Annotated in this window: 17 protein-coding genes; 3 read left to right on the top strand and 14 right to left on the bottom strand. The window is 51.5% G+C overall.

The genetic code is table 11. From position 1 onward, the window contains the following. On the bottom strand, positions 1-188 hold a 188-nt coding region (locus tag MW898_RS24685; protein WP_248910953.1), incomplete at its 3' end, for a hypothetical protein. 507 nt (positions 189-695) lie between these two features. On the opposite strand from MW898_RS24685, the gene MW898_RS24680 reads away from it, so the two are divergent. Next, entirely contained in the window at positions 696-1,061 is a 366-nt protein-coding gene (locus MW898_RS24680; protein ID WP_248910952.1) for an iron chaperone, read from the top strand. Between the two features lie 103 nt (positions 1,062-1,164). Here MW898_RS24680 and MW898_RS24675 read toward each other — a convergent pair whose 3' ends face one another. The 6 genes from MW898_RS24675 to MW898_RS24645 all read right to left on the bottom strand — a co-directional run bounded on the left by MW898_RS24675 (position 1,165) and on the right by MW898_RS24645 (position 5,276). After that, the gene (locus MW898_RS24675) at positions 1,165-1,407 is read right to left on the bottom strand and encodes a hypothetical protein (RefSeq protein WP_507237224.1); all 243 of its coding nucleotides are present in this window, start codon (positions 1,405-1,407) and stop codon (positions 1,165-1,167) included. A 657-nt stretch (positions 1,408-2,064) separates the two neighbouring features. Then, positions 2,065-2,523, bottom strand: coding sequence for a hypothetical protein (locus MW898_RS24665; protein WP_248910951.1), 459 nt, complete (start codon positions 2,521-2,523; stop codon positions 2,065-2,067). Between the two features lie 24 nt (positions 2,524-2,547). Next, the gene (locus tag MW898_RS24660; RefSeq protein ID WP_248910950.1) at positions 2,548-2,748 is read right to left on the bottom strand and encodes a hypothetical protein; all 201 of its coding nucleotides are present in this window, start codon (positions 2,746-2,748) and stop codon (positions 2,548-2,550) included. Positions 2,749-2,809: 61 nt separating this feature from the next. Next, positions 2,810-3,043: a hypothetical protein gene (locus tag MW898_RS24655; RefSeq protein WP_248910949.1), complete on the bottom strand. Its 234-nt coding sequence runs from the start codon at positions 3,041-3,043 to the stop codon at positions 2,810-2,812. 286 nt (positions 3,044-3,329) lie between these two features. Further along, positions 3,330-4,169, bottom strand: coding sequence for an ABC transporter permease subunit (locus MW898_RS24650; protein WP_248910948.1), 840 nt, complete (start codon positions 4,167-4,169; stop codon positions 3,330-3,332). A gap of 309 nt (positions 4,170-4,478) precedes the next feature. Further along, complete coding sequence (locus MW898_RS24645) at positions 4,479-5,276, bottom strand: DUF4013 domain-containing protein (protein ID WP_278000010.1); 798 nt, start codon at positions 5,274-5,276, stop codon at positions 4,479-4,481. A gap of 119 nt (positions 5,277-5,395) precedes the next feature. Between MW898_RS24645 and MW898_RS24640 the strand changes: the two genes are divergently transcribed. Next, positions 5,396-5,548, top strand: coding sequence for an SRPBCC family protein (locus MW898_RS24640; RefSeq protein WP_248910946.1), 153 nt, complete (start codon positions 5,396-5,398; stop codon positions 5,546-5,548). 608 nt (positions 5,549-6,156) lie between these two features. Here the strand turns inward: MW898_RS24640 and MW898_RS24635 are convergent. The 3 genes from MW898_RS24635 to MW898_RS24625 all read right to left on the bottom strand — a co-directional run bounded on the left by MW898_RS24635 (position 6,157) and on the right by MW898_RS24625 (position 9,547). Beyond that, positions 6,157-6,579 (bottom strand): hypothetical protein, encoded by a 423-nt coding sequence (locus tag MW898_RS24635; protein WP_248910945.1) that lies wholly within the window; start codon positions 6,577-6,579, stop codon positions 6,157-6,159. 477 nt (positions 6,580-7,056) lie between these two features. Continuing rightward, entirely contained in the window at positions 7,057-7,443 is a 387-nt protein-coding gene (locus MW898_RS24630) for an ester cyclase (RefSeq protein WP_248910944.1), read from the bottom strand. A gap of 1,558 nt (positions 7,444-9,001) precedes the next feature. Continuing rightward, the gene (locus MW898_RS24625) at positions 9,002-9,547 is read right to left on the bottom strand and encodes a hypothetical protein (RefSeq protein ID WP_248910943.1); all 546 of its coding nucleotides are present in this window, start codon (positions 9,545-9,547) and stop codon (positions 9,002-9,004) included. Between the two features lie 596 nt (positions 9,548-10,143). On the opposite strand from MW898_RS24625, the gene MW898_RS24620 reads away from it, so the two are divergent. Continuing rightward, positions 10,144-10,653 (top strand): MarR family transcriptional regulator, encoded by a 510-nt coding sequence (locus MW898_RS24620; protein ID WP_248910942.1) that lies wholly within the window; start codon positions 10,144-10,146, stop codon positions 10,651-10,653. A gap of 194 nt (positions 10,654-10,847) precedes the next feature. Here MW898_RS24620 and MW898_RS24615 read toward each other — a convergent pair whose 3' ends face one another. From MW898_RS24615 to MW898_RS24600, 4 genes are read right to left on the bottom strand one after another with little or no spacing between them, the layout of a single operon-like run. Next, positions 10,848-11,156 (bottom strand): DUF7344 domain-containing protein, encoded by a 309-nt coding sequence (locus MW898_RS24615; RefSeq protein WP_248910941.1) that lies wholly within the window; start codon positions 11,154-11,156, stop codon positions 10,848-10,850. A gap of 57 nt (positions 11,157-11,213) precedes the next feature. Then, positions 11,214-11,777 (bottom strand): helix-turn-helix domain-containing protein, encoded by a 564-nt coding sequence (locus MW898_RS26150; protein ID WP_264556728.1) that lies wholly within the window; start codon positions 11,775-11,777, stop codon positions 11,214-11,216. Positions 11,778-11,789: 12 nt separating this feature from the next. Beyond that, entirely contained in the window at positions 11,790-11,939 is a 150-nt protein-coding gene (locus MW898_RS24605; RefSeq protein ID WP_248910940.1) for a hypothetical protein, read from the bottom strand. Further along, positions 11,936-12,676 carry a TrmB family transcriptional regulator gene (locus MW898_RS24600; protein ID WP_248910939.1) on the bottom strand — a complete coding sequence of 247 codons (741 nt, stop codon included), beginning with the start codon at positions 12,674-12,676 and terminating at the stop codon, positions 11,936-11,938. The genes MW898_RS24605 and MW898_RS24600 overlap by 4 nt, the downstream gene beginning before the upstream one ends. Positions 12,677-12,793 lie beyond the last annotated feature (117 nt).

Genomic DNA, 12,793 nt, shown 5'->3' with positions numbered 1-12,793 from the left:
CGGCCAGGTGGCTGTTCGGGACGCAGAGTAATTTCTGTGATACGACAGTCGTCCGGGAGCCATGTCGGCTCAAAGACCACAATATTCACCGCCTCCTGTGCCTCAGCGAACGTTGTATCGTGGGGCGGAGTGAGGTCGTCAGGGTCTGTCAGTCTAGCTGATGGGCTCGCAGTGCGCCAGACTGTCATTGGACTCCCTCGCTGTGGAACCGTGTTGTACTATTCTTGCTGTGATGAAGTCCTCGCAATGGAATCAAGAGGGCGTCAGTCATCTTCGATATACCTCAAGCACCATTTCTGTCAGTGCCTTGATAAAGATTTCCTGAAGCGAATTTTAGCAAGACGCACAATATGAATGAGTAATATCGTCCAAGGCACTTCAAAATATCAATAGCATATGGATTCGAGGTTAGAACCCCCACCAGTTGCAGAGGTCGTATCCGTCGACATCACGATATCCTTCGAAATATCGCTGGAGGTCCTGACCATGCTTGGTTGGATCATGCTCATAGAGCGAGTTGTGGCATGGATTCAGCTTGTCGGTTACCTCGGTGCGAATCGGATATTCGTTGTCGTTGACGAGTGCGACTTGGATATTGTTGATGTGTTTTTCCCTCGATCCTGAAACTCATCGATTTCATTAAGAAAAGGCCACCCGTACACAGAACCTCAGTGAGAGTAATTGGGTGAGTAAAAATGTCAAACACAAAAGATGTTGATTCATACGTTGCCAATGCAGACAAAGAAGCTCGCTCGACGCTCGAGGAACTCCGGGAATTAATAAAATCCACAATTCCAGCGGCAGAAGAAGGGATAAAATACAACGTTCCGTTCTACGAATTCGATAATAATCATGTTGGGCTGTCCGCACACAAAAATCATGCAACCATTGGCATTGGCGCAGACGCACTTCAACATGAAGATCGCAAAATGCTTGAAGAAAAAGGCTTCAAAACAGGAAAGGAAACTATACAAATTAAATATGAACAAAAAGTGCCGAGCGCTGTGCTAAAGCAACTTCTAACAGAAAAAGTGAATGAAGCCAAAGAGTCGGGAGAATAAATCTACAGACAATATATCTACAATCAATAGTGGAAGTTGAGTACGTTATTCCCAATGCAGGGATTCATCGTCGATCCGTCTCAGGTGGATGAGCGGGCCTGTATCAGCGACCGCAACGATCACGCACTCTGCCCCACCGAACATCGTCTTCGACTGCCTGCAGTTCGCGTTCTGCACGCTCGACGCGGTCTCGTCCCACGAGTTCGAACGCCGTCTTTCGATCGATTTCGTCGTTCACGTACCGCGAGAGGATGGTGTCAATCCAGAGGTCTTCAACACCGCGTTCCAGCGCCTGTTCGAGGATCTTCGACACGGGGATGCCTCGCGATTTCGCGATTTCTTGCACCCGTTCGGTGAGATCCGTGGCCGTGTCTGCACAATTTTTCTGCGGTGTCTTCCCACCTCATTTTATCAGTTCCTGTCGAAGCTAAACAGATCCTCTGAGATGCCTGAAATGAAGTAGCGAGGTCTCGGAACTGACCGAATGGCCGTATGAAACTAGATCGAAGCGATCTCAGGACATTTCGATATGTATCTCAGTTTACAAGGAGATACGAGCAATCTGTAAAACTCTTTTTACTATACTGCTAGTCAATACGATCTAATAGAAATAGTCCAATGTACACTGTTCCTACTGGAAATGAAATATTTATGATGAAATTCAACAACAGTATTTCCTCAAATGTAGGAATAAACATGAATCTAATAGTCACACCCACAACAATAAATATAGGTGCTAATATTATGAATTTAAGCCTGTCATGTAACGTTCCTGGTCCACCAAATATGAAAATCCTATCTTTAATCGACATGGTGCACAATGGAAATCACCACACATAAAAACCGTCTCTGGGACGTTATGGATCGGTGGGTGGTCGGATTGGTCAAAGTAGACACTCTCTTAGGGAATTTCGGAGCTCGTTTCTAAGTGGGAACTGTTGTACGTGAGCCCAACTATCCACAGTGCGAACCCGCCGACAGACAGCACGATGCCACTCCACCCTCAGAGGCTCGAGATACCTGTTATCGGGATTGATTCTTGGATCATTCCGTATGCAGAAATCCCTGCCACAGTCAGCAACATCACCCCCCCACTTTGCAGGAAATGCACCCCGATACCGAGTCGGTCTTCGCGTACTCCGTCGAAGACGAGCAGCCCAATGCAGACGAGCAGTCCACCCCAGCCGAGAAGGCGGAGGGCTCCTCCATAGAAGAACGCCATCCACGAAAGGGTAAGTGCCAACCCGACCAGTGAACGTCGCCTGACTGATCCGGCTGCGAATCCATACCCAACGACCATTGAAAGGAATCCAACCCCAACTCCCAGTTGGACCGTCGATAGTATCGTCCAGCGTTCAAGTAGGGTTCCCGCAATGGAAAACACGTTCGTGAGGCCGAAAATCGAAAGCGCCAGTCCGGCCAGAAGGGTTGCATCCCTTGGAAGTCCTTGCTGTTGAGTCACATCGAATCTGCGTCCTCGTTGCCGTTAGTTCTCTGGCTGGTCAGCTTCGAGTTCAGCGACGCGCTGACGGAGGGCACGGACCGAATCCGATTCATGTGCCCACTTTGCGCCGACCGCCGAGCCAGCGAACACACCACCAACGAAACCGCCAAAGCCTCCGACAGAACCTCCGACGCTGCCACCAATGACAGCCAGTCCGATTACTCCGAAGTCCTTGTAGTCCATACCAATGGTTTGAGACCTTCTCTCAAGAATGTGTCGCGAGAATATATCACATAATTCCGTCTCATAGAGCGAGTTTCATTCGATCTGGCTTGTCGCCGTACTCTTGGTAACGTTCCGAGCCGACATCACATCGAAATACGTGGGCAAGGACTGCTTCCTCAGCCGCTTTGGCGCGTTCCATCGCCGTCACGAGGGTCGTATCCAGCGCTTTCTGTTCGGCACTGTCGTACGCAGGCACTAGTGAAATTCGATCTCGTGGAACCGTTCGCAACACATTCGGTGATGTTGTTGCCATACACCCAACTATGCGTCTGATCGATCTGGTCTTTGTGTACCATTTCCAAATGAAAGAAATAACAAACGCTTCGGGAGACAGGCTGGCCTAGCGAGCATTTCACTCCCATGAGAAGGAACCTATCCGGACCGCCAACGCTCTGCCGTCACCGATTCAGGCTCTTTTACCCCGTGTGCGTCTCTAGATTCGGAAAGAAGCGGTCGAACCAAGATGCCGAGCAGTCGGGCCATCACATCGCACTAGTGACGCAACCACGTGTACCGGGTGATAGTTTGTGGATGATAGATCACTGTATATCGGCTCGCTCGAATAAGAGATAACTAAGTCCAACCGGAATGACGATCCATAGCCCCAGCACGATGAATCCATACCATTCCATCCAAATACTTGACTCTAACGTGGGGAACGTCGTGATCTCACGAGTGACAGGAATGACCGCTCGCGTAGCCTGAGCGAACGCTGTCGAAGGATTTAGTGAGTGAAGGACGGTCAGCCAGTCAGGAATTTCGCCCGGTTGAGGCGACCACCCAACGAATACCACGATAAGTCCAGCAACGATCGTATCCCAGAGGACCAAAAGTACAAGATACAGCCCGACAGCGCCGGCGAACGCCCGCTCTATCTGTCGTGCACTCGCTGAAACTGCAACCGCAATCGAAAGACAAACCAGCGCATAGAGCACCGAGAGTATGAGATACTTCCCGAAGATCACAAACGCGAACGAATCATAGGTCAAAAACGCAATGCTGCCAGCAGCAACGTAGCCTAGTATGATCGCTGCTGCGACCACAGCTGTTTGACCGAGAACCTTCCCGACCACCACATCCTGCCGGGTGTGTGGGAGGCTGAGAAGCAACCGGATACTTCCACTCTCACGCTCGGCGGCGATGGCTTTGTGCCCGACCACAATCGAAACCATCGGAATAAGGTAGATTGCAGGTTGTCTCATGCTATTTAGCAACGCGATCGTATCCAAATTTCCATTTACTGGGTCAGCCATTTCAGGAATCCAATGAATCGCTGCCCAGAATGCAGTCATGGCTACAAAGAGAGTGATGAGCCCATAGAGCGTGTACGAACGAATTGCGTCCTGAAACTCCTTTTTCGTGACGACGGCCAAGCTCATGTTCTGAAACGTTATCCAGCTATATGTTAATTGTACTGCTTCGCTTGTTAGATGACGAGCATCGATACGGAAGCGTAGCGTAAGATCAGGTGACGAGGACGCGCTCGATCCACGAACGGCGGCGGATGACTGACTCGATAGCTTGGGTGACCGACGTGTCAAGGCCTCTGATCAGACATCTCGATCACCCTTAGAGTAGGCATGGCCCATCGTCGGCGTACACGTCGTGAGCGATCGATCGGTCGTCGTGCCCGGTATCCGGTCTCAAACTCAGCACTGAGCGGGCATTTCCGCTCCTGCTGAGACGGGTTATGATGATTTGAGTAGTGAGGACGACGAATCGTCAACGAGGGCTGTGGCACATTCCTGACCGAGGAGGTGGTAGATGGCCATCAGCACGTATAATCCGACGAACGAGGCGACGACGGCCATACCCACATAGTCGATAACAGCGAGGACGAACTCAAGTGTCGAAATACGATCTGGCGTCGGGTCTGGAGTTCCTGTGATAATTTCTAAAAGGAGCCAGTAGCCCTCTGTGGAGATCGTCGTGTAAATGGAGACGCCGATCAAGAAGACGACCGAGCCGAGGACTCCGATGAGTATGGAAGAGAGAACGGCTTTGATGTAGTCACCCGTGGTCGCCGCGTTAACAATTGTCCGAAACTCGAATGCTGCACCGAGGCGGTCTTCAAGCGCGAAGTTGGTCAGCGCAATAGGAATGAGAGCGGCCATGGTGATAATAAGCACACCACTGACGAGGGCGATCAGTTGTGGGAGATTCACTATAGCTACCGCTCCACCGTTTACCCCTCCCTCAAACATCGTCCCGGACAGGGCAACAAAGGCAATTAGAAACGGAACGGAGCCGTACGCGAAATAGATGACGAATGCCTTGAGACCGTCGACCAATAGGTGACCCCAGTCATCGAATCGAGGAGCCTCCGCTTCGCCCAGCGCCGACGACCGGAGCACGTGAACGCTGTACCCAGACACGATGAATATCGGCACGAAGAAAATCCACCAGAAAAACGTCAGCAATCCGCCGATCACGACTGTCCGCCAGCTATTATCACGCCGAGGATACGATAACGCGTCTCTCAACATGTTACGTATTGTTTCTCTGTATGTTTACTTATGACTTGTGGCTAATTATAGGATATGGACGATGATACAATACAGAACCTTCCATGATTGGTCATACTACAATAAGTGAAGAGCGAAGCGTGACTGTGAACCGCGTGATCGAACTCCCTCCAAAGCGGATCTACGATGCCTTCCTCGGTCCGAATGAACTCGCCATCTGGCTCCCACCGGAAGGTTTCTCCGATGAAGTCCACGAGTTCGATGTGACAGACGGTAGCTGGCTAACCGAGTAAAGTGAACACTTCCTCACTGGTTCGTACTGATCCCTTCGATCAATCTGAATTGGCCTGTGTGCAGTAGGCGGCCGCTGAGCTGCAACTAACCATGACAATGTTAGCATCGTAACGCATAGCTGTTCGGTGTATCAACAGAGATCGTCATAGTTCCACACGGTAGATATTCAGAATACGAATGAGTATATCGCCGCAGTCCGTGATCTGTTGTCTCGATCACGGTGTGTCCACCGAAAACCACGACAGGATTGAGACGTTCGAGGCTAACCAAGATCAAGAATAAGATATATAATGTGTTTCATTGGTCGGATCAAGGTCAGCCCTCAACATTCAGAGAGTTGTCAACGTGCGCTGTAACTGTCATCGGCGTGGGCGTGTGCAGTACAGTCTTACTTCGCAACCCTCCATGGCAACTGTCGGCGGTATCGGCGTAGCCAGATGTCGAGGGAAACACCAATTATCGCTGGCCAGAGGGGTCGAGTCGTCAGCGGCAGAAAGTCAAAATTCGTTATGGAAACAGTGGCTATCGTGATGAAGTACGACGTAGCCATTCGGATGAGGTGGCCGATAAACCATTGCTGTGGCTCGCTCGATAGTGTTCAGAATCATCATAGATCCATGAGCGGAAAGTATCCGACTGAGACGCCAAGAATAGCGGGCACGAACGCCGGCTGCAACGTTGAACGGACCAACCACCCCAGATACCCCAAGAGAACGAGGCCCGCAATCGCAAAGCCCGTCACCAGCGTCAGGCTGGCTGCGGCCCAATCGAGAGCCGTTGGCTGTCCATCACGTTTCCACGAACGAACACGATTGCCCGAGAACGCTAGATGAAAACTGAAGACAGCGATGAGCAGGACTGGGCTCCACCGCAATGACACGAGAACAATCGCACTCGCTACCACGAACCCAATGCTGTAGACGTACGCTCGTCCGAATTGTCGATGGCGGCGGCCACCTCTCCGCGTCATCAGTGCCCCCAGACCGGTACCGACCGGGACAACGCTGATGCCAATGTGGGCCCAAATCACGGCATCAGCAATCAAACTCAAAGTACGCAGTAAAGACGGATGGGTGGAGACTTAAAATGAAGAGGCAGACCACCGTCAGCCTCCTGTGAAAGCGCCCTGACGATACCGATGCCCCCTCGATACGCTACTGTCCACCTGGGCCAATTGTAGTCCTCTCCCCGTCGGTTGCCCTCGGTTACGAGCCGTGGCCGTCCATCGTCCCCTCGCTGGTATTTCTCAGTTATTGATAGCGGTAGAACTAGATTGATCGGGCGCGTAGTGGGTTGTATGTCGACACCATCATTGGCTGTATCCAATGAACAGATCCACGAAATCGACCTTCTCGGTGCTTGCGTACGAGAGGGAACTGATCGCTCGCTCGGAAGAGTGTTTAGTTCTACCTACTCTGGGATTCCAGGTGAGTACTTGCTACCAGATTTCATGAATCGACATAACTGTGAATCCCGTGACGCTCAGTCACGGCTTCTCTTGTTCTCTCTACTCAGCTTCGAGCTGCTGTATGAGGCCGTACGTGTCGGACTGGGTCCAGGACTCAATCAGCTGGCCCTCCTCGAATCGATTGATCCCGATAGCGGGCATCTCGACTCGTTTCCCTGTCTCTTCATGGGTCCCGGTCATCGTCCACCGAAGGGTCACTTTGTTTCCTTCTTCTATGACGTCATCAATAGTCAACTCGAAGTCCAAGTAGCTCTCTCGCGTCACACTCGCCAACGTCTTATACAGCTCTGGCCCGCGCAGTTCGCTAGCGAGTTCGCGGTCGTGAATCACATACTCTGGATGAACGAGTTGGTCCGCAACATCCGGGGTTCCTCCGTTCCATACCTCCTCGAAGAGCTGATTAAGGACATCTATTTGTTTGCTCATATATTTCGTCAGGGGTGGTGATACTAACGCTGCCACTCAATAAATACGCCAGCCTAGTGGACCAAATGTGAAATTCACTCTACGCAGGACTGCTGATTGATCCGGTGATCACTATCGTAGTCATCAGAGGTCATGGCAGGGCAAGTGCGAGTCGCTCCGTGCCGTGTTGATCACCTTGAGACACGCATTCGCTACGATTCGTTCCTCCAGTTACACGTTTCTCTACAAATGTGCAATCTAGAGTATACCGCGACCCAACAGAGAACTGGCCTATACTCGAGATGAGATAGCTGACCCCTCCTTGCTAGCTTGGTTCCAATCTCTATCTGTGAAATTAATGTTTGAATCATATCTAGGTCGATCTCGGTTTCATAGTCCTCACAGGAGAACACAGCTATCCCATCGGTTTGAGCAATAGCTGCTACTGTTCACTCACCATCCGTCTCACACTCGCGGCGGAGGTTTGTCGGTCCCTCTCTGCGTGGTGTCTCTGAGTAATTGCCACCTGAAACTGCGGTTCCCTGATTCATTCCATCTCTGGTTGCGCTCGAACCGTTACGATTCCCTGCCCAATTAACGCAATCCCTCCCAACAGACCCACCCCGATAAGCGCAATTGTCCGGTGGAAAACCGGTATGAGGACGAGCGATAGTCCGATAAGTATCGACCCGACGCCTGTGGTCAAACACCACGTTTCAGAAAGTGATTGGACACCAATCCAACTTCCTGTGGGACCGATCAGTAATAGAAGGCCTCCGAGTATGGCTAACGATCCTGTAGCTACTGGCCAGGTAGACGTTCTGATGCTCGTCCTCAAAAATAATAATACCACACCAATCATGAGCATGAAAAGCCCAAATCCAACGCTTTGGCGCTTGGTGTATGGGTCAGAAATGAATCGTTTCATAGTTACTATTCTCACGTTCAGTTATTATGGTTTTTGAAAAAGTATTTCTATAAATATATTATAATGATAAATTACGTATAATACCTATATTTGTATTCCTGATAAGGATAAAGGATAAAACTACGTTGCTGACAGAGACTGAGCTAATTTGCACGCCCGGTCTCACTGATATATCATTACCGTGGTTACAGAAACTGCGAGAGGGCTACACCACCAGTGAGACACACTACCATTCCGCCATACATAATGAGGTGGACGGGGGTGGTCGTATCTATTCTAATTTCGATTCCCGTCATTCCAATGAGATAGGCGCCAGTGCTTCCAACAATAAAGTTAGATAATTGTGTATTGGTTACGCTCCCAAATATAGTGCCAAGAACTATACAGAGAAGTGCTACCACTACCATTAGTGTGATATCTCTTTCAAATATATCTCGCCATTTCGGCTACTTGAATACTCACTCCTCGATGGTCTGGCACCTGGCGCAGACCGTTCGCTCTCCGTTGTCAGTGGTGTGGACTTGAGTCAATGGGACGGTCCGCCCACTCCATCGGACATGTGATGTTCCTCCATACCAGTCGCTCAGGAGCGTGTTTAGTTCTACACCCGTTCTGAGGTCTCCGGTGTCCGAGAGAGAAACGTGCGTACTCTCAGATTCTCTTTTCGACGGTCTCTGGCACCGTTTGTGAGCCCTCGATCAAGTTCTCGATGTGTCCTCGGAGGGGCTCGGGAGGCTCAGCAGCTAACATCCCGGCGATTCGCGTCCAGCGAAATACCCCGTGGTCGTTCGGTTGTCTTGCGTCGACGAGCTGCTGATCGATTAGTATCGGACGCGTGCCATCAGTTGCAGGTGAGACGTCGAGCACGGAGACATCGTCCGAGGAGGGCATCGAGACACTCACAACACCATTCGAGACCGTGAGCGACACGCTGATTAACGCCTCTTCGAAACCTCGTGTCGGAGCCACGATCTCATCGACAGCGTGATCGGCACACCGAACAGCATCGATCACCCAATCCTCAGGCCATTGCTCGATTTGAAGCTGTGGATGATCGACGAGCCGCATTGCTTCGACCAACACTGATTCCTCCGTCGAGATCTCCTTTGGTCTCTGGTGATAATCACACGCTACCCCTTCTCCCAGCGTTGCAGCATGGAGCGCTTCGGCCAACTCTCCTCGAATCGAATCAATCATGCCCCCGATGAGTGATCAAAGACGGTTAAGCGTGTGTATTTACAAGCCGTCAGACAGACAATTATAGTATCTGAATATTATTTTATATTAAACCTAAGAAAATTAATTTATATAGGTCTAGATTAATTGGATACTGTCTTCCATTGATGTATATGATTTCAGGAGTACATCCGTGGTCAAAGCAGAGCGTATTGTCATCGATTAGTTCCTTCGTTCGACAGCGAGGATAGCAACTGACGACATGATTGTGAAAACTGTCGCTGCTACTCCAACGGTGTAGTATGGGTTTGTGAACTCTGGACTAGCCAAGAATAGTAGCAATATGAATGCAGAACCCAAAAAGACAGCCTTCATCGCCCAAAGATCTGGATTATACATCTCACATAGGCTGTCCAGAATTAGACCAGACATATAGTTATACAAGCCCCAGTGCATTGTAAGGTTTGTGGCATTTATGAAATAGAGCAGTATCGAGTCCTACGGTCGATGGCAGTGAGTCAGAAGCTGTCTCAGCAGTCATGCGTACAAATCCGTCTCAATCTGCGGATAGCTACTGACGTAGATCATTTGTCGCGATATGATTTTCACCACTTCAGATGAGTGTTGTTTTCTTTGTGCCTTATGTAATCGATCGAGGACTGACGGCGTCAAAGTGTTATATAAGGTTAAATTCACCGACACTCCGCGCAGATCTCGCCGGAACCCGTTCCCTGTTACATCCTCCGTGCGTGCAGTTTCCTCGACTGCATACCGCGATCAGAACTCCCTCATACGACAAAGAATTACGACACGATACAATACCAGTCCATCTTGATCCGCTGACTCTCGAGGCTGATCTCACGCCGGACATCACGAAATCCGACATCGTGGCGTTTCTCTATGCCAACTCCGAGTATGGATACAGATCCATCGAAATCAGGAATCACCTCGACATTCCGCACGGAAACGCGACGACAACGCTCAAACGACTCCACGAAGAGGGCTATATCGGCAAGACCGACGATAGCTACTACCACGCCCTCGACAACCGCGAAGAACTTCGCCGCTACGTCGTCTCTCTCGACCAGTTCCATCGAATGTCCAACCGGGCAACCGATGAGACCTAAGGAAACGCATCCGCTGAGGACATCGACACCGCTGCGTTTGAGGACGAGCTTGACGCACTAGAAGACGAAATATGGAATGAATGATCGCCCTGTCGGACATCACCACTGGCACATCAGCGCATCCAATCAGGACCAAGCAGATCTCATTTCGATCATCTGACCCATCCGTGCTGAATGGTTGCCTCTCTCGCAGTTCAGAGCCATCCTCCGGGCAGTTCCTCCTGATGGTCGTCGATGAGCCGAAGGAGTGGCACCAATTCCTCAAACGTCGGGCCTTTGCGCACCACGTTCTCGTTTCTGTCCCACTCGATCACGCCCGCCTTCTCCAATTTCGGCAGATGGTGATGATACATCTTGAGAGAGAGCTCTTCGAACTCCTCGGCATCGTCTGCCATCACGGCCGAAATGTCGCTTTCGTCTTCAAGATTGTGCTCCAGCGATGTCAACACCAGCCGGCAGCGATAGGGATCTGCTAACAATTGCAATGCGTCCCCAACGTCCATATACGATACTACAGTAGAGCGACAGTGACTCCTCCCCGCCCTAAAGGGCCCGTATCGCTAGTATGGGGTGAGTGCCTCTCCGACGAGTACGGTAAGCCCGCGGCGCAACCGTTGGGAGGCAGCATTCGAGCTAATCCCGATTAGCTCTGCCAACTCGCCCATGGTGATCTCCCGGGGAATTTCCCAATACCCATTGCGATAGGCGGTATCGATGATGTCGTACTGTTCGGCCGTGAGTTCGTCGTCTGTTTTCTCGGCCGGGACGGTGGGATTGTAGAGGGCGTTCAGGTGCATATCCACCTCGTTGTCCTGACAGCGCTCACGAAAGGTGGCCAACCGCGCGCGATTGCGAAACTGGAGCCTGAACTCCCAGACGTTGACCGTGCCCGTGGCGGGCAGGACCTCCGCCCCACTCTCGATCATCGGGTCGACGAGCGCGTTGACGTCTGGACTCCACTGGATCTCGAAGAGATGGCGCCCATCCATCTCTGTCAGGTGGTGTACTTCTTCGGAGACCGGGTCCGTTTCAACGGTGGCTCTTAAATCCTCGAGCGTCGCTCCTTCGACCCAAAACAGGGGGATGATTCCATCGTGCAGTAGAACGAGCCGTTCGAGTTCGATGGCGATATCCGGTTACTCATCGAGCAGGCGCCCGAGTGCGAACTGGTCTGCTGGCACTGAAATATCGGTGATGACAGTCATGGACCTGTGTAGTAGTGATTGTCTAAGGTGTCCGTTGTTGTCGTGTTCGTGTGTCTTTTCCTCGTTGTGGAGGGCTGTCACTCCCTCGTTGTCTCGCGCATTCCTCTTTCTGGATCGAGCCCGGTCGCGAGGAGCCGGCGAGCGATCACCAACAGCCCGTTGTCGACGCCCTCACTCCAGAGCGCCGTCTCGATTACAGGACTGTGGTGGCCGATCGAACTCACGAGGAGTGTCTCACGGTCGACCAACAGCAGGCGGCCGATCGACTCGTCTTCTGCCCCACGTGGTTGGAGCCAGTCGAGTTCTGATTCGAACAGCGTGACGTCGGGAAGCATCGTTCGTAGGCGATCATGGACTCCCTCGGATAGCGTTCCAACGTAAATTTCGACCCCTCGGTTGGAGGCAGCTCGTACTCGATCGAGCAACCGGTCAGTGATGACGGGCTCACCATTCACGATCAGGATAATCTCATCGGCTGCCCGGTCAAGAAAGTCGATCATGCGCCGGGTGATTGTCTCACTCCCGGTCGTCGTCCAAACATTCAGCGGAGGGGTGCGGGTGTTGGCCTCAATCGGCTCTAAGGCGTCGAGGCTGGTCTGCAGGCGGTTCAATCGCGTATCGAAGCGTTGGCGCAACAGCGCGGTCGCTTCCGTAATCGAGACGGCTCGAAATTGTTGAGGAGTTGACTGTTGGACATCGACCAATCCGTCACGTTGGAGTTGCTCAATGGCATCGTAGACGCGTGTCCGGGGAACGTCTGTGACCTCGCTCAGATCCTTGGCCGACCCATACGAGAGTCGCGTCAGCGCCGTAAACACGCTGCCTCGTACTGCTTGAGTCCAAGTGCTTCAAGAGTGTCAACCGCGCTCGTGTAGGCGGTGTCGTGTTCCATCGTGTCTTACCGTCGATTGGCTACATTGGTGATCTACAGTACT

The organism is Halocatena marina (assembly GCF_023276375.1).
Lineage (GTDB): Archaea > Halobacteriota > Halobacteria > Halobacteriales > Haloarculaceae > Halocatena > Halocatena marina.
This window is presented reverse-complemented; position numbering and strand designations above follow the sequence as displayed.